The 15,876-nt window shown below is 66.4% G+C and carries 15 protein-coding genes; 3 read left to right on the top strand and 12 right to left on the bottom strand.

What is annotated here, in order from left to right:
• Positions 1-21: 21 nt before the first annotated feature.
• From ligA to CG471_RS00350, 3 genes are all read left to right on the top strand, one after another.
• Positions 22-426, top strand: a complete 405-nt coding sequence (gene ligA / locus CG471_RS00340; protein WP_004208430.1) for a protocatechuate 4,5-dioxygenase subunit alpha — start codon at positions 22-24, stop codon at positions 424-426.
• Positions 426-1,274 (top strand): class III extradiol dioxygenase subunit beta, encoded by an 849-nt coding sequence (locus tag CG471_RS00345; protein WP_099229790.1) that lies wholly within the window; start codon positions 426-428, stop codon positions 1,272-1,274. Before ligA ends, CG471_RS00345 begins: the two co-directional genes overlap by 1 nt.
• A 159-nt stretch (positions 1,275-1,433) precedes the next feature.
• The gene (locus CG471_RS00350; protein ID WP_097384488.1) at positions 1,434-2,375 is read left to right on the top strand and encodes a Gfo/Idh/MocA family oxidoreductase; all 942 of its coding nucleotides are present in this window, start codon (positions 1,434-1,436) and stop codon (positions 2,373-2,375) included.
• Positions 2,376-2,438: 63 nt separating this feature from the next.
• On the opposite strand, the gene CG471_RS00355 is transcribed toward CG471_RS00350, so the two are convergent.
• From CG471_RS00355 to CG471_RS00410, 12 genes are all read right to left on the bottom strand, one after another.
• The gene (locus CG471_RS00355) at positions 2,439-2,666 is read right to left on the bottom strand and encodes a hypothetical protein (RefSeq protein ID WP_010338905.1); all 228 of its coding nucleotides are present in this window, start codon (positions 2,664-2,666) and stop codon (positions 2,439-2,441) included.
• Positions 2,656-2,886, bottom strand: coding sequence for a hypothetical protein (locus tag CG471_RS00360; protein WP_004208426.1), 231 nt, complete (start codon positions 2,884-2,886; stop codon positions 2,656-2,658). Before CG471_RS00360 ends, CG471_RS00355 begins: the two co-directional genes overlap by 11 nt.
• A gap of 61 nt (positions 2,887-2,947) precedes the next feature.
• Positions 2,948-6,277: a glycosyl hydrolase gene (locus CG471_RS00365; RefSeq protein ID WP_099229792.1), complete on the bottom strand. Its 3,330-nt coding sequence runs from the start codon at positions 6,275-6,277 to the stop codon at positions 2,948-2,950.
• A gap of 15 nt (positions 6,278-6,292) precedes the next feature.
• Positions 6,293-6,721 (bottom strand): hypothetical protein, encoded by a 429-nt coding sequence (locus tag CG471_RS00370; protein WP_099229794.1) that lies wholly within the window; start codon positions 6,719-6,721, stop codon positions 6,293-6,295.
• Positions 6,718-7,620 (bottom strand): alpha/beta hydrolase, encoded by a 903-nt coding sequence (locus CG471_RS00375; RefSeq protein WP_099229796.1) that lies wholly within the window; start codon positions 7,618-7,620, stop codon positions 6,718-6,720. Before CG471_RS00375 ends, CG471_RS00370 begins: the two co-directional genes overlap by 4 nt.
• 14 nt (positions 7,621-7,634) lie before the next feature.
• Positions 7,635-8,939 (bottom strand): family 1 glycosylhydrolase, encoded by a 1,305-nt coding sequence (locus tag CG471_RS00380; RefSeq protein WP_099229798.1) that lies wholly within the window; start codon positions 8,937-8,939, stop codon positions 7,635-7,637.
• A gap of 24 nt (positions 8,940-8,963) precedes the next feature.
• Positions 8,964-9,812, bottom strand: coding sequence for an alpha/beta hydrolase (locus tag CG471_RS00385; protein ID WP_099229800.1), 849 nt, complete (start codon positions 9,810-9,812; stop codon positions 8,964-8,966).
• Between the two features lie 70 nt (positions 9,813-9,882).
• Positions 9,883-12,168 (bottom strand): TonB-dependent receptor, encoded by a 2,286-nt coding sequence (locus tag CG471_RS00390; RefSeq protein WP_099229802.1) that lies wholly within the window; start codon positions 12,166-12,168, stop codon positions 9,883-9,885.
• A gap of 35 nt (positions 12,169-12,203) precedes the next feature.
• Positions 12,204-13,034, bottom strand: coding sequence for a fumarylacetoacetate hydrolase family protein (locus CG471_RS00395; RefSeq protein ID WP_063976133.1), 831 nt, complete (start codon positions 13,032-13,034; stop codon positions 12,204-12,206).
• Positions 13,034-13,942, bottom strand: coding sequence for a VOC family protein (locus CG471_RS00400; protein WP_099229804.1), 909 nt, complete (start codon positions 13,940-13,942; stop codon positions 13,034-13,036). The genes CG471_RS00395 and CG471_RS00400 overlap by 1 nt, the downstream gene beginning before the upstream one ends.
• Positions 13,939-14,367 (bottom strand): heme-binding protein, encoded by a 429-nt coding sequence (locus CG471_RS00405; RefSeq protein WP_099229806.1) that lies wholly within the window; start codon positions 14,365-14,367, stop codon positions 13,939-13,941. Before CG471_RS00405 ends, CG471_RS00400 begins: the two co-directional genes overlap by 4 nt.
• On the bottom strand, positions 14,364-15,872 hold the full coding sequence (locus CG471_RS00410; protein WP_099229808.1) for a bifunctional 3-(3-hydroxy-phenyl)propionate/3-hydroxycinnamic acid hydroxylase: 1,509 nt from the start codon (positions 15,870-15,872) through the stop codon (positions 14,364-14,366). The genes CG471_RS00405 and CG471_RS00410 overlap by 4 nt, the downstream gene beginning before the upstream one ends.
• Positions 15,873-15,876 lie beyond the last annotated feature (4 nt).

The following is a 15,876-nucleotide window of genomic DNA, read 5'->3' on the forward strand; positions in this document are numbered from 1 at the left end:
TGGATGCCAAGAGAGGATGAGATGAGCATCGATATCCACGAATATCTCGCCGAGTTCGACGATATCCCCGGCACCCGCGTCTATACGGCGGCGCGGGCGCGTCAGGGCTATTGGATGAACCAGTTCGCGATGAGCCTGATGAAGGCGGAAAACCGCGTCCGCTGGCTGGCCGGCGAGCGCGCCTATATCGACGAATGGCCGATGACCGAGGCGCAGAAGCAGGCGATCCTCGACCGCGACTATAATCGCTGCCTGGACCTGGGCGGGAACATCTATTTCCTCGCCAAGGTCTTCTCGACCGACGGCCTCAGCTTCCTGCAGGCGGTCGGCACCATGACCGGGATGAGCCCGGAAGATTATCAGGCGATGATGATCGCCGGCGGCCGCTCGCCTCAGGGCGTCCGCTCCATCAAGGAGAAACGCTGATGGCCCGCATCACTGCCGGCGTCGCCACCAGCCATGTGCCCGCCATCGGCGCTGCCATGGACCTCAAGAAGACCGCCGAACCTTACTGGCAGCCCTTGTTCGCCGGTTATGACTGGTCGCGGCAATGGATCGCGCAGGAAAAGCCCGATGTCGTGATCCTGGTCTATAATGACCATGCCTCCGCCTTCGACATGAAGATCATCCCGACCTTCGCGATCGGCTGTGGCGAACGCTACAAGCCGGCCGACGAGGGCTGGGGGCCGCGCCCGGTGCCCGACGTGATCGGCGAGCCGGACCTCGCCTGGCACATCGCCCAGAGCCTGATCCTCGACGAATTCGACATGACCATCATCAACGAGATGGATGTCGACCATGGCCTGACCGTGCCGTTGAGCCTGATGTTCGGCCAGCCCGACGCCTGGCCGTGCCGGGTGATCCCGGTCGCGGTCAATGTCGTCACCTATCCGCCGCCGTCGGGCAATCGCTGCTGGCGGCTGGGCGAGGCGATCGCCCGCGCGGTCGAAAGCTTCCCCGAGGATCTCAACGTGCAGATCTGGGGCACGGGCGGCATGAGCCACCAGCTTCAGGGCCCGCGTGCCGGTCTCATCAATGCCGAGTGGGATAACCGCTTCCTCGACCTGATGAGCCAGAGCGACGATGGCGAGGCGCTGCGTGCGATCGAGCATATCGAATATCTGCGCGAGACCGGGTCCGAAGGGATCGAGATGGTCATGTGGCTGATCATGCGCGGGGCGCTGGGCGACAAGGTCCGGCCGTTGCACCGCCATTATCATGTTCCCGCTTCCAACACCGCGGTCGGGCACCTGGTGCTCGAACCGACGGACTGAATTTCGGTTCGCACTCCTGCGTCCCCTCCCTTCCAGGGAGGGGCCGGGGGTGGGTGCGAGCGTAGCGAGCCTCCTTCGGAGGCACCCACCCTTGAATAGAGACAGGTGTCTCTATTCAACCCTCCCTTCCAGGGAGGGGCTTTAGATGGAGAAAATTCCATGCGTATTGCCCTCGCCGGTGCCGGCGCCTTTGGCGAAAAGCATCTTGATGGCCTCAAGAATATCGACGGCGTCACCGTCACCTCGATCATCGGCCGCGAACTGGAGGCGACGAAGAAGGTCGCCGAGAAATATGGCATCGGCCATGTGACCACCGACCTCAACGAGACGCTGGCGCGCGACGATGTCGACGCGGTGATCCTGTGTACGCCGACCCAGATGCACGCGGAACAGGCGATCGCCTGCATGAATGCGGGCAAGCATGTCGAGGTGGAAATCCCGCTCGCCGACAGCTGGGCCGATGCGCAGGCGGTGCTCGCCAAGCAGCAGGAAACCGGCCTTGTCTGCATGGTCGGCCATACCCGCCGCTTCAACCCGTCGCACCAGTTCGTCCACAACCGCATCCAGGCGGGCGAATTCAACGTCCAGCAGATGGACGTGCAGACCTATTTCTTCCGCCGCAAGAACATCAATGCCAAGGGCGAGCCGCGGTCGTGGACCGACCATCTTCTGTGGCATCATGCCGCGCATACGGTCGACCTGTTCGCCTATCAGGCGGGCAAGATCGTCGCCGCTCACGCGATGCAGGGGCCGATTCATCCGGAACTGGGCATCGCCATGGACATGTCGATCCAATTGAAGAGCGAGACCGGCGCCATCTGCACCCTGTCGCTGAGCTTCAACAATGACGGGCCGCTTGGCACCTTCTTCCGCTATATCGGCGATACCGACACCTATATCGCGCGCTACGACGATCTGGTGAACGGCAAGGAAGAGCCGATCGACCTTGCCGGCGTCGCCATCTCGAACAATGGCATCGAGTTGCAGGACCGTGAGTTCATCAGCGCGATCCGCGAGGGGCGCGAACCCAACAGCTCGGTCGCCAAGGTGTTCGACTGCTATCGCGTGCTGGGCGAACTGGAAACGCAGCTCGCCGGCTGATTCCGATCCCTTCGGGGGCGCAAGGGGGCGTGGATGGCGACAGGCCGTCCGCGCCCTTTGTTGTTAGCGATCGATCAGCGGATGGCGCAGGTGCAGATCGTCGAGCAGTGTCTCGATTACCGATATCTCGCCCGCCGTGCCGCTCGGCGTGAAGGCCCAGTTGCAATGGGGATGGGTGGCGCGGCTATAGATTCGGACCGGACCGATCGCCTTGCGCCAATGATGCTTGCTCTTGCCATGGGCGATCACCAGCCGCGCGATCATCATGTCGATCAGCCGGTCAGACGTCATCGTCCCACCCTTCGATCCCGTCCGCATCGCGATTGCCCGACCAGCTGACCGGGCTGTCCAGATAGGCTTCCAGCTCGCGCCAGTGCCGGTCCCAGCCGGGGCCGCGCCGCGCTTCGGGCACCTGCCGTTCCACCAGCCAGCGGGCGCGGGCCACGGGATTGCCCGCCGGCGCGCGCAGCCGGTCGAGGATGGCGCGGATGCTCTGCTGATCGTCGGTCATGATGACCGCCTGATAGGCGGCGACTTTCCCGCGTTCAAGCGAGCATCCGCGCGACCCCTGCTTATTGTTCCGCCGACAGCGTAACCGGCCCGATCAGGCCCGACGGACGCAGCGGCGCATCGGGGCGATAGGTGGGGGCGGCGGTGAAGGTGATCTTCTGTGCGCCGGGCTGCTGGTCGCCGATCAGGCGATTGACCCACAGGTTCGCGACCTTCACCTCGATCGCGTTGCTGCCGGGCTTCACCAGCTTGCCGACGTCCAGTCGATAGGGCGCGAACCAGCTTGTGCCCGCGACCTGGCCATTGACCCGCACTTCCGCGACATCGCCGACCTTGCCCAGATCAATCCACAGCGGCGCGCCGGGCCTGGCGCCCTTGGGCAGGGCAAAGCTGCTGGCATAGGTCGCCTCGCCCGAGAAATAGCGCACGCCCGGATCGCTGCTCTTGTCGAGCGCCGTCAGCGTCGGCATCGCAATCTCGGCTGGCGCGCCGCGACCCGGCTGGAAGCGCACGGTCCAGGGCTGCGACAGGGTGGCGACCGGCTTCACCGCCGCCGGCGCGATCGTCCGGCTGGGCGCCTGCGCCGGCTTGCGGAACAGGATGAAGAAGGCATCCTCCGGCCCGACATCGAGCGGGACGACCGTGTCACTGCCCTCGGTCCTATAGGATAGCGGCGCGGCGCTGCCGTCGATCGCACGCCAGATTTCCGGCTGGCGGCCGGTGACGCGGAAGCGCGCTTCGATATGCTCGGCCTGCGCCTTGCCATTGGTCACATAATAAAGGTCGCCATCGGGCAGGGCGCGGTGGAGGAAGCGATAGGCACCGGCATCGCCGCTGCCGGTCACGCGGAAATCGGCGCCGGTGCCCGTGCCGGCAAGCGCGGTGTCGACATCGGCGCTGGCGATCACCTTGCCCTTGCCGACAGGTTGGCCGCTCCACAGCTTCGCCACCAGCGCGCGGAAGGCGGCGGGATCATCCTGCAGGCCGGGCGCGCGTTCGGGCGCGGTGCCGATCAGGGTAGCGCCAGCCTCGACCAGCGCGGCGATGCGCTGCAGCGTGGCAAGCGTCATCACCTTGCTCGATCCGCCCAGATAGAGCGCCTTGTAGCGCGCCTTGCCGGCGATCAGGTCGCCATCCTGCACCGACGCCCTGGTCGCCAGAATCTCGGCATTCACGAAGTCATAGGCATAGGATTTGGGCAGGTCGGCCGGCACGCCATGTTCGAACAGCGCGGTGATCGGCGCATCCTCGCCATAGAAATAGGCGATGTCGGCATGGTCGCGGCCCTGCTGCAACAGGAAGCCGGTGCGCGCCATATAGTCGACCCAGGGCTTGGCCATATTGGCCCAGCTTTCGTGGCGGTTGAAATATTGGCCGAAGATCATGAGGCTGAGGCCGGGCACCTTGTCATCCACCGGCTGGTGGACGGAGGTGTGGACGATCGGCCGGTTGACGCCGGACACGAATTCCAGGTCGATCACGCGCTTGAGGTCCGCCGGGGCAAAGGCCCAGGGCGCGAAGGCCGACGTCATGCTTTCGGCCGACACGATATTCTGGCCATAGATATGGGCAACCGACGCCGCGCCCTTCATGTCGCCGATCAGCGTCGGGCGCGGCGCGCTGCCGCGATTGAAGGTCCACATCGCCGCCATCGGCACATCGGTATGCGCGCGCATGGCCAGGTCGTCGCCCAGCACTGGCCGGCCATTTTCCAGCGCCTCGCCATAGACGGTCAGGCCATGCTCATGCGCGACCTGCGCCACCGTGCCATAATGGGCGTCGGCCAGCAGATCGGCCAGGGTCTGGCGATAATCATGCAGGAAGGCGTCGCTGCGCGCGGCCGATCCCACCACCGCGCCGGTCAGGGTCGGCAGGAAGGGGACGGGATCATAGCCGCGCCGCGCCTTGAACTCCTCCACCATGCGCGGCGTCCAGTTGGACGCGCCCACCTCGATACTGTCGGTCAGCAGCGCGCTGATGCCCTTCCTGCCGATCCAGTCGGCGCCGACCGCATCGCGATACATGGCGAGATAGGTTTCGAGATAGCGGCGCACGGCGGCCGCATCATATTTGTCGACCTCCAGCCCGGTGGCTTCGGGCGTGGCGGGATGGTTGGTCTTGCCGGTCAGCGACCAGCCCATGCGGACGATGCGCCAGCGCGTGCCCCTGGGCGCGGTCCAGTCGAGCGTGCCGTCGGGGCGCAGCCGGTCGGTCAGGTCGATGACCCTGGCCGGATCGATCGCCGGGGCATCGGCCGGACCCATATCCAAACGGTTATAATCGGATGCGATGGCATAGCCGGCCTTCGCTTCAAACTGGTCGATCCGCGCCTCGGCCGACAGGCGCAGGTCGCCAATGCCCAGCGTCGGGCTGGCCGGACGGCCGAACACGTCGATCATCACCGCGCCGGGCGCGCCATCGCCCAGGCCCGGCGACTTGGCGGCGTCATTGGGCGACAGGACCAGTCGGAAGCGCTGCGCCGTGACCGGCGCAAAGCTGGTGGTGGAGGCGACTTCGGTCAGCGAGAAGCGGCCGAGCGGCTGCCAGCCCTGCGCCGTCTCCGCCTCGATCGTCGGGCGATAGGCGGGGTCACCGAAGGGCGGCCGGGCATGGGGCACGAACAGGCTGGCCGATCGCACTGTGACGGGCTTGCCATAATCGAGGATCAGCGTGCCGGGATGCGCCGCATCGCCCTTGGCCATCTGCGCCACGCTTTCCAGATCGCTGTCGCCCAGTGCGGCGGCGCCCGCGATCGGCTGGCCATTGGCGTCGAGGATGCGCGGCGTCGGCAAGGGCGCCGCTGCAATCGGATAGGCCAGCACCCGTGCCTCGCCATAGGCGCGCGGCTGGTCCGGTATCTCAGCGTCGCCCGCCAGCGGATCGCTGAACTTCGCGCTCTGGAACGCGCCGGTCACATTGGACGGGGCGGGCAGGGCGCCCTTGACCCGCTGCCCGCCCTCGACCTCCGTCTGCGCCCAGACCAGCTTCTTCATCGCATCCTGCGGCTTGACCCAGGGGCCGCCGGTCTCGCTCCAGCCCGGCGAGGCGGCGATGGCGAATTCCAGCCCCTTGGCATCGGCGGTCTGGACGGCGTGGCGGAAGGCGTCCTTCCAGCCGTCGGTCATATAGACCAGCCGTTCCTTGACGATCTGCGGCGTCTGCAGATTGGCGTCGAAATTCTGCACCCCGCCAATGCCGATGCGCGCCAGCCAGTCGAGATCCTTGTCGATCCCGTCCTTGGTCACATTGCCGTTCAGCCAATGCCACCACACGCGCGGCCGGGCCGACTGGGGCGGATTGTTGAAGCCGTCGGCCAGATCGTCGGCCTGGGCCGGCATGGCGAGCACGGTGCCGGCCAGCAGCATGGCGAGACGCAGGTAACGGAAGGTCATCGGGGCGATCCTCATTTAGATGATTGGGGCGGACGAGAGCATCCGCCGCAGCGCCAGGCTGGCGACCAGCGCACCGAGCGCGCCGCCATAGGCGATCTTGATGGCCAGCGCGGCGCCCCAGCCGATCGGCGGCAGGCCACCGGTCGCGAGCGACAGCAGCCCGCCCAGCGCGGCACCGGCGAGAGCAAAGCCGGCGGCGCGCAGCAGGATCGGCCGCAGGGCGCCACCCACCCGTTTGCGCGCGATCAGCGCCGGAACGAGCGCGCTCATCAGCGCAACGGCAATGCTCTGCGGCACGAAATCGAGCGCCAGCCGATCCGGCGCGGTCCAGGCCAGCAGACGCGGCTGGGTGCCGAACAGGGCAAGGAAGAAGGCCAGGCTCAGCGCGCCATTGATACCGACGCTGATCGCTGCTTCCCGCCGGATCGAGACGGCGCCGGTCATTGTCCCGCCTTCGTGAGCAGGCCGCGCATGTCCATCCAGCTCAGAAATTGCGGCAGCAGGCCGATGGTCGTGGTGCCCGGCTTGCCCATGCCGAAGCCATGGTCGCCGCGTTCATAGGCGTGCAGTTCGACCGGCACATGGGCCCGGCGCCAGCTTTCCACCAGCGCATAGGAGGGATTGGGGAACAGGCTGTCGTCATTGGCGATCGCCGCGAACATCGGCGGCGCGTCGGCGGGGACATTGCGCGCCAGCATCGGGCCATAGACATAGCCGATGAAGGACGGGCGATCCGCGCCCTTGCCCTCCAGTGTGGCGTTCATCACGGTCATCGCGCCGGCGGAAAAGCCGATCATGCCGACCCTCTGGGGATCGATGCCCCATTGGCCGGCGCCCGCCCGCACCCGCTTCAGCGCGGCGAGCGCGTCCAGCGTGGCGCGCGGTTCGCTGATCGTTGGCGGGACGTTGGGATCGCTGAGCGATTCCGCCATGCGCTTGCCCATATAAGCCGATGCCTCGGCCGTGTCGGCCGGGGTCTGGTTCAGCCGATATTTGAGGACGAAGGCGGCGACGCCATGATCGGCCAGCCAGCGCGCGACATTCCAGCCCTCATGGTCCATCGCCAGCAGCATGAAGGCGCCGCCGGGCGCGACGATCACCGCCGCGCCGGTGGCCTTCGCCGGATCGGGCAGGACCGGGGTGATGGTCGGCACGGTGACGTTGCGCACGGCGAGGTCGTCGCCGAAGCGCACCCAATTTTCGGCCGATCCCTTGGGCGCCTTGAGATCGGGATAGAGCGGGATGGCATCGGGTTCGGCCGGAGCCTGCGCCGGCACGGGCGTCGGCATCTGGGCGATGCCGGGCGAGGCCAGCAGCAGCGGCAGCAGGACAAGGCGCTTCATGGCGATCCTTCCCGTCAGAGCGCGTTGCGGCGGGCGATCGCGCCATAGACGGCGGCGCTGGGCTTGGGCGTGCGGGCGAAGGTCACCGGATCGACGCTGTGCAGGCCGAATTTGGGCTTGTAGCCGAAGATCCACTCGAAATTGTCGAGCAGCGACCAGTGGCAATAGCCCAGCACCGGCACGCCATCGTCGATCGCGGCCTTGAGCCCGGCGAGCGCTTCGGGAATGAACTTCGCGCGGACCGCATCATCATCGCTGCCCACGCCATGTTCGGACACCAGGATGGGCACGCCGGTCGCTTCATGGGCGAAGCGCACCGCGCCGCCGAGCGAGGGCGCCCAGACTTCGGTGCCGGACCAGTTGACGGCCGATCCCTTGGGCGCGGGCAGGCGGCCCTTGTCGCCCCACAGGGCACGCTCATAATTCTGGACGCCGATGAAATCGTCGCCCTTCGCAATCTCCAGCCAGTTGCCGTAGAGCTGCTTGCGCATGGCATCGCGCACCGAATGGGCACCGACCGCCTGATCGTCCATCAGCGCCAGCGAGAAACCGACCGGCAGGTCGCCGCGCACCGCCTTGATCGCCGCCTTGCCCGCCTTGTGCGCGGCTTCGAGGCCGGTCTGGAGCGCGGGCAGATCGTCGAAGCCGGCGACATTGGCGCAGACATATTTGGGCACGCCCAGCCGCTTGGCGGCGGTTTCCAGCGTCAGCTTCTGAATGTCCCAAACCTGCGGCGGCAGCATGGGCTTCAGGAGCAGCAGGATATTGGGTTCGTTGAGGGTGATGGCGCTGGCGATGCCCTGGCCCAGCGCGCGCATCGCCTTGTCGCAATAGCGGGCGAAAAGCTGCGCGCTTTCCGGGTTGGTCCAGCCGCCCTGCGCGCTGAACCAGCGCGGCGCGGTGAAATGGCTGAAGGTGACGATGGGGGCCAGGCCGCGCGCATGGCAGCCGTCGATCACCGCCTTGTAATGATCGAGCATGGCCTGGGAGAAGAGGCCCTTTTCCGGCTCGATCCGTGCCCATTCGATGCCGAAGCGATAGGCGTTGAGGCCCATGGCCTTGACGAGGTCGAGGTCGGTTTCCCACAGGGCGAAACTGTTGCAGGCGTCGCCCGAAGGCTGGGCAAAGACGGTCGGCTGCTGATTCTCCACGAACCACAGGTCGCTGGCGATATTATTGCCCTCGACCTGATGCGGCGCAGTGGCCGCGCCCCAATAAAAGCCCTTGGGGAAATTGGGGTTGGCGCTCTTGCGCGCGGCGATGGCGGGGGCGGCCATCAGCGCGGCGCCGGTAGCCAGAAGGGTGCGGCGATCCAGCATGTTCCGTCTCTCCTATTATAATTGTCAGGCGGTGGTTTCGCGCACGAAGGCGCAGATTTCTTGCAACAGCCGCCGGTCGGCGGTGCCCAGATGCATGGCCATGCTATAATGATTATGGCCCGACTGGATGAAGGCGCGCGGCATGGCGCCATGGCGCGCCAGCCGGTCCTGCAACAGGCTCAGGAACTCGGCCTGGAAGCGGGGCGGGTCGAACTCGGCGCAGGCGATCAGCAGCGGCAGGTCGGTCGCGGCGACGGCTTCCAGCGGCATGCGCTCCGGGTAGAGCGCGGGATCGCCATAATAGAGCGTGTCGCGCGGATCGAGCGGGGTATAGCCGTAAAGACCCGACAGCAGCACGGCGGCGCGCACGGCATCGCTTCCCGCCAGCTTGAGATAGCCCGCGACATGGACGGCGCCGGCCGACGTGCCCATTAGGACGATGCGATCGGGGGCACCGCCATGCTCGGCGGCATGATCCTTGAGCCAGGTGACGACCGCCGCGACATCCTCGGCCCCCGCCGGCCAGCCATGGTCGGGGGCAAGGCGATAATTGATGACGACGCCCAGGAAACCGGCCTCAGCCGCCATCCGGCCGACATTGGCATTGGGCCAGGCGTCGGCGCTGCCCTTGTCGCCTTTCAGGAAGCCGCCGCCATGGACGAAGACCAGAATGGGCGCGGGGGCATCGTCCTTGGGGGCATAGAGGTCGAGCCGGTGGCGGGCATCCGGGCCATAGGAGATGTCCGCCTGCGACACCGGCACCGCCGCCGCCAGCGCTGCCTGCTCGGCATCGAACAGCGCCCGGCACTGGCCGAGTATGTCCGGTCCCAGATCGGTGCCCAGTGCGACGATGGCGTCCCTGATCGGCTTCATATGTCCCCTCTGGCCAGAAGGATTAGGAAAAAAGACGGGACGCCACCAGCGGCGCCCCGCCCCAGGAGGATCAGAATTTCGCGTCCAGGCTGATGCCGATCTGGCGGAAGGACTGCGGCCCATAGATGGCGCCGATATTCTGTTCGCCCTGGTCGGTGGTGTAGGGGAAGTCGCTCTGCATCAGCGAAGGCTCATGCACGTTGAACAGGTTGCGACCGAAGATCGCGACGCTGTAGCGATCGTCATCGGTGCGCAGGCCGATGCGGCCGCCGACCAGCCAGTGCGAACGGAAGGTGGTTTCGTCGTTCGAATTGGCTTCGTAGCGCACCTTCGACTTCCACACCGTGTCCGCCGCCAGGAAGCCCTGCAGGCGGCTCGTGACCGGCGCTTCATATTCGCCCGACAGGGTGAACTTGTACTTGGGCGCATAGGCAAGCTGGCTGCCGCCGATATTGGTGCCATCGGTGCCGATGAAGCCGCCCGGATAGGTCGCCTTGGCATAGATGAAGCCGGTGTTGAGCGACAGGCCATCGAAGACCTTGCCGAAGAAGTTGATTTCCGCGCCGCGCGACTTCACGCCGTTGATGTTGGTCTGGACGCAGGAAATAACTGCGGTGCTGTCCACCGTGCACTGCTGCGCCTGGAAATTCTTGATCTTGCTGTAGAAGACATTGAGGTCCGCGACCCAGCCGCCGAACAATGTGCTCTTGAGGCCCAGTTCATAGGCGGTCGGGATTTCCGGCTGCACGACGAAGGGCTTGGCCGGCGCCGAGGGGATGGCGATCTGGCCGCCCTTGAACCCGCGCGAGGCGGTCGCATAGACCATGGTGTCGTTGGCCAGATCATATTGCGCGCCCAGGCGCCAGGAGAATTTCTGGACGTCCAGCACGGTGCGGCTGAACGGATCGGCCGGGGTGAAATAGTCGTAGCGGTCCATCGACAGGCGATCGGTGGTGTAGCGGCCGCCGGCGATCAGCCGCAGCGCGGGCGACAGGTGGAAGGTGCCCTGGCCGAATACGGCGAGCGATTCATCCTGGATGTCGATGTCGGCGCCGGGGTTGCGCACGATCGGGATGACGAGGTCGGGGAAGGGCACGACCGATACCGCCAGCGTTTCGGGATCGCGAGTCTGCTTCTGGTTCGAATAGAAGACGCCAGCGGTATATTCCAGGAACTGGTCGGCGGGCGAGCTGACGCGCAATTCCTGGGTGAAGAGGCTCAGGCGGCGGTTGGTCGGGCCGTTGGCGACCTGCAATTCGAGCGGATCGCCGCGGAACACGTTGGTCGCCGCGCCATAGCCGGTCTCGTTCGACTTGCGATAGGCGGTGATGGAGGTGAGGGTGAAGGGATCGGCCTCATAATCGACCTGCAGCGATCCGCCATAATTTTCGGTATGGCCGACATAGCTGTCGTCGCTGCAATAGTCGCGATTGCCTTCGCCCGGCGTCACGCCGCAGCCGGCAAGCCGGGCGGTGATACCGGTGGTGTCGGCCAACAGGCCGCCCAGCGCCGTGCCCGGACCGCTGGTCTTGACGAAGGTGAAGAAGTCGCCGCCATTCTCGATCCGGCTCTTGGTATAGTCGCCGATGACATTGACGGTCAGGCGATCGGTCGGCTCCCACAGGAAGCGGCCGCGAATGCCGTAGCGATCGGTATCATTATAGTCGCCGGTGCTGGCGTTGCGGTTCGGCCCCTGGCGGAAATTGGCGACGCCCGACAGGCGGATCGCGGCGTTGGTGGCCAGCGGGATGTTGACCATGCCCTGCACGATCTGGTTGCCGAACTTCGACCCCAGCGTGCCGGCGTCGGACAATTCGGTGCGGACGCGGGCGGCAAAGCCGGTCGGATCGGGCGCATTGGTGGTGATGTTGATGACGCCGGCCGATGTGGTGAGGCCGAACAGCGTGCCCTGCGGCCCCTTGAGCACTTCGATCCGGCTGACGTCGAACAGGTCGGAGATATTGGCGTTGCCCTGGCTCACCTGGTCGACGACCACGCCGACCGAGGCGACGGCGCCGGCCGAGAAGGTCTGGGTGCCGATGCCGCGGATCGACCCGCCGCCGCCGGTATTCTGACCCGGCGCCTGCTGGATTTCCAGGCTCGGCGCGATGCGGTTGAGGTCGTTCATCGTGTTGACCTGCTGCCGTTCCAGCTGGGCGGCATTGGCCACGGTGATGGAGATCGGCACCTCGGTTACCTTTTCCGCCTTGCGCTGGGCGGTGACGATGATGTCCGAATTGTCCGCCGGTTGTGCCGCCTGTTCGGGCGCGGTCGCGTCCTGTGCGAAGGCCGGCGCGGCGATCGCGATGGCGCTCGCGCTGGCGAGGGCCGCAATGGTGATGTGAATGTTACGCATGGTCTGTCCTCCCCCGGTATGCGGGTTGATGATTGTTATTGTTCGTCGATGATGCGGTTGCTGAGCGTGCCGATGGTGCCGATGGTCACTTCGACCTTGTCGCCGGCCTTCATGTAGAGCGGCGGGGTGCGCTTATCGCCGACGCCGCCGGGCGTGCCGGTGGCGATCACGTCGCCGGGGCTTAATGGCGTGAAGGCGGTGACATATTCGATGACCGTGGGGATATCCCAGATCATGTCGCTGACCGGCTGGTCCTGCACCAGTTCGCCATTGAGGCGGGTCTGGACGCGCAGCGCGGCAAGATCGTCAATCTCGTCGGGCGTCACCAGCGCCGGGCCGAAGCCGCCGGTGCCGGGAAAGGTCTTGCCCGGCGTGAACTGGATATTGTGGCGCTGCCAGTCGCGCGCGCTGCCGTCGTTGAAGGCGGCATAGCCCGCGACATAGTCCCAGGCGTCGGCGGCCGCGACCTTGTGCGCGGGCTTGCCGATCACAAGCGCCAGTTCGCCTTCATAGTCGAAACGCTCGGTCACGGCCGGCTTCACCATCGGCTGGCCATCGGCGATCAGGCTGTCGGCATAGCGCACGAAGATCGCCGGATGCGCCTTCTGCTCGCGGCCGGTTTCCTTGACATGCTCGGCATAGTTGAGGCCGACGCACAGGATCTTGGCGGGATCGGGGATCACCGGCAGCAGCACGACATCGGCGGCGGCATAGGATGCGCCGTCGGCCAGGCCCGACAGGCTGCCGTCGGTCAGCGCGGCCTTCAGGCTGGGTGCCGCATCGGTCGCCAGTTCGACGATCGTCTCGCCCTCGATCCGGCCGAAGCTGGGGGTGCCGTCGGGACGGCGGAAACTGACATAGCGCATCAGGCTTGTTCCTCGTTGATCAGGTCCAGCGGCCGGGCATCCCAGTCGCGGCGGTGGCGGAATTTCTCTTCGGCGGCGCGCAGGCCGGCGAAATCCTTGTCGGACATGCCCCACTGGTCGATCCGGCCCTCGGGCCAGGTCCAGTCCTCCGGCGCACCGGGCTGATAATCCTCGGCCACCTTTTCAACGGCGGTCGAAAATTCGATCACCGGGCCAAAGGGGGCGATGAAATAGGCAAAGACATTGGCACCCGGACCATGGCGGCCGGGTCCCCACGCGGGCACCATTTCATGGTCGCGCAACCGGCCGATGCCGCGCATCACCGCGTCCATGTCCGCCATTTCGAACGCGATATGGTTGAGGCTGGCAAAGCCGGCGCGGGCGAAGGCAGTCGAATGGTGCGAGTCATTGCAGCGCACGAACACCATGCCCTTGGTCCGGTCCGACACGCGGAAGCCCAGCGCCTCCTCGACCAGATGGCCGGTCGCCTCCGCATCGGCGCTGTTGAAGACAACATGGGTCAGCTTCACCGGCAGGTCGGCGCCCGCGATCGGCGCGACCTCCTCGGCATCGACCAGGAAGCGCAGCAATTCGCCCTCGGCCAGTTCGACGATGATGCCATGGCCACCGCCCGGATCTTCCGAAATGACCGGCGTCGCGGGCAGGCCGGCGGCAGTGACGCTGCGCTTCAGCTGCTCCAGCCGCTCGGCGGTGCAGACAAAGGTGGTGGAGCGGACATAGGCGTCGGCCGATTCCGTCAGCGCCACGAGATAGGGATAGCTGCCCGATCCGCGCAGATAATGGGTTTCGCCTTCTTGCGCTGCCGGGGCCATGCCCCAGATGTCGGTCAGGAAGGCGGCGGCCTCACCCGCATGGGGCAGCGCCAGTTCGATGCTGCGCAGCTTCATTTTCTGTCTCCGTGGAAGAGGCCGGCGACCTGAATGCCGGCGATGGCGCAGGCTTCGTCGCACTCGCCGGTGTCGCCGCTGATGCCGACCGCGCCGATCAGCCCGCCGTCCGCATCACGGATCAGCACGCCGCCCGGCGAAAAGGCCATCTGGCCGGTGGCCGCCGCGATGCTCTGGAAAAAGACAGGGTTGGACGCGGCGCGGGTGGCCAGCACCCGCGTATCCGCGCCCATCCCCAATGCGCCCGAGGCTTTGGCCTTCGCGATGTCGAAACGGAACAGGCTGGCGCCATCTTCGCGGGCAAAGGCGACCGGATGGGCACCGGTATCGAGTATGATGACGGCCAGCGGCTGGGCGCCATCGGCGCGTGCCTTGGCAAGCGCGGCGTCGATGATGGCGCGGGCCTGGGCGAGCGAGAGGGTCATGCCGCGATCTCCTGCGGGGCGGTGCCGGCGATCAGCGCGTCGCGCCGGGCGATCAGTTCTGCGGGGGCGCCAGTGCCGAAGACATAATGGTCGGGGCGGACCAGCACCGCCTCGGCGCCACGGGCGTCGAGCCAGTCGGCGACATGGCCGTCATCGCCCAGGTCCGCGACATCGATCACGGTCACGTCACCGCCGACAACCGGCTGGCGGGTGAACAGGCGCCAGCCATCGCCGGTCACATCATCGAGCAGCCGATCGCCGACGCGCGGCTGGATGAAGCGTTCGCCCGCACCCGGCGTCCCGGTGGCGATGATGCCGGTGGCGATGGCGGGGATCAGGTCGGCAGCGGTGCCGCTCTGGGCGCCCTTGGCGGCTTCGCGCAACTGATGGTCGCGCGCGGCGGCGGCGTCGGGGTCGAGCACGCAGATATAGCGGCCCGCGCCCACGGCGGCGGAGATGACGGCGCGGACATGGGGATCGCGCTCGGGCTGATAGCTGTCGAGCAGGCTCTCGGGCGCCTTGCCCGCCAGCACCAGTTCCAGCTTCCAGGCCAGGTTCGCGGCGTCGCGCAGGCCATGGCACATGCCCTGGCCGAAAAAGGGCGGCGTCTGGTGCGCGGCATCGCCGGCCAGGAAGACGCCGCCCTGCCGCCACCGCTCGGCGATCAGTCCATGGAAACGATAGGTAGCCGCGCGCACCACCTGGTGCGGCACGCTGTCAAGATAGGGGGCGACCAGCGCAGCCACCGCATCGGGCTGCATCATCGCCTGGTCATCTTCGCCGGGCAGCAGCATGAATTCCCAACGACGATGATTGCCACGACCCGGCACGATGGTGGCCGGGCGCTTGGGATCGCACATCATCACCGACAATTTCTGCAGGTCGGCGGCGTCCGGTACGCCCCACAGGTCGGGGAAGCGGACCGGGCCGTCGACCTCGGCATCGACCACCAGCCAGGGTTCCTCGAAATCCAGATCATCAAGGCCGATGTCGAGCGCCTTGCGCACCGCGCTGCGGGCGCCGTCGCAGGCGATGACATAGCGGGCGCGGACCTGTTCCTCGCCGGCGTGCGACCGCAGCGTCAGCGTGACGCCGTCCTTATCCTGCGCCAGCGCCTCGAACGCGGTGCCGAGCGACAGCTCGACATTGGGATAGACGTCCAGCGCGTCGCGCAGATGGTCTTCCAGTTCGGGCTGGTAGAAGAAATAGTCGTTGGACCAGCTATAGGGGCGGGGACGGCCGACCGTGCCCATGTAGCGGATCACGCCATGATCGGCGCCGACATGCAGATGGCCTTCGGTATCGCGCATGTCCGGCGCGACCCGGTCGATGACGCCGGCCGACTGGAACAGGCGCATCATCTCATGGTCCAGATGGACCGCACGGGGCAGGGGATAGGGGTTGGCCTCGCGCTCGATCACCAGGACCGAGACACCCGCCTTCCCAAGTAAATTGGCCGCAAAGGCCCCCACCGGCCCGCAGCCGATGATCGCAACGTCGAACATGAAA

It is taken from the genome of Sphingobium sp. IP1 (assembly GCF_002708645.1).
Taxonomy (GTDB): domain Bacteria; phylum Pseudomonadota; class Alphaproteobacteria; order Sphingomonadales; family Sphingomonadaceae; genus Sphingobium; species Sphingobium yanoikuyae.

Bases quoted from the DNA above. Each gene is read 5' to 3' on its own strand.
- CG471_RS00410 (WP_099229808.1), bottom strand. From the start codon at position 15,872: ATGTTCGACGTTGCGATCATCGGCTGCGGGCCGGTGGGGGCCTTTGCG.
- CG471_RS00380 (WP_099229798.1), bottom strand. From the start codon at position 8,939: ATGCTGGATCGCCGCACCCTTCTGGCTACCGGCGCCGCGCTGATGGCC.
- CG471_RS00375 (WP_099229796.1), bottom strand. From the start codon at position 7,620: ATGAAGCGCCTTGTCCTGCTGCCGCTGCTGCTGGCCTCGCCCGGCATC.
- CG471_RS00350 (WP_097384488.1), top strand. From the start codon at position 1,434: ATGCGTATTGCCCTCGCCGGTGCCGGCGCCTTTGGCGAAAAGCATCTT.
- CG471_RS00355 (WP_010338905.1), bottom strand. From the start codon at position 2,666: ATGACGTCTGACCGGCTGATCGACATGATGATCGCGCGGCTGGTGATC.
- CG471_RS00400 (WP_099229804.1), bottom strand. From the start codon at position 13,942: ATGAAGCTGCGCAGCATCGAACTGGCGCTGCCCCATGCGGGTGAGGCC.
- CG471_RS00385 (WP_099229800.1), bottom strand. From the start codon at position 9,812: ATGAAGCCGATCAGGGACGCCATCGTCGCACTGGGCACCGATCTGGGA.
- CG471_RS00370 (WP_099229794.1), bottom strand. From the start codon at position 6,721: ATGACCGGCGCCGTCTCGATCCGGCGGGAAGCAGCGATCAGCGTCGGT.
- CG471_RS00395 (WP_063976133.1), bottom strand. From the start codon at position 13,034: ATGCGCTATGTCAGTTTCCGCCGTCCCGACGGCACCCCCAGCTTCGGC.
- CG471_RS00365 (WP_099229792.1), bottom strand. From the start codon at position 6,277: ATGACCTTCCGTTACCTGCGTCTCGCCATGCTGCTGGCCGGCACCGTG.
- CG471_RS00360 (WP_004208426.1), bottom strand. From the start codon at position 2,886: ATGACCGACGATCAGCAGAGCATCCGCGCCATCCTCGACCGGCTGCGC.
- CG471_RS00390 (WP_099229802.1), bottom strand. From the start codon at position 12,168: ATGCGTAACATTCACATCACCATTGCGGCCCTCGCCAGCGCGAGCGCC.
- ligA (WP_004208430.1), top strand. From the start codon at position 22: ATGAGCATCGATATCCACGAATATCTCGCCGAGTTCGACGATATCCCC.
- CG471_RS00345 (WP_099229790.1), top strand. From the start codon at position 426: ATGGCCCGCATCACTGCCGGCGTCGCCACCAGCCATGTGCCCGCCATC.
- CG471_RS00405 (WP_099229806.1), bottom strand. From the start codon at position 14,367: ATGACCCTCTCGCTCGCCCAGGCCCGCGCCATCATCGACGCCGCGCTT.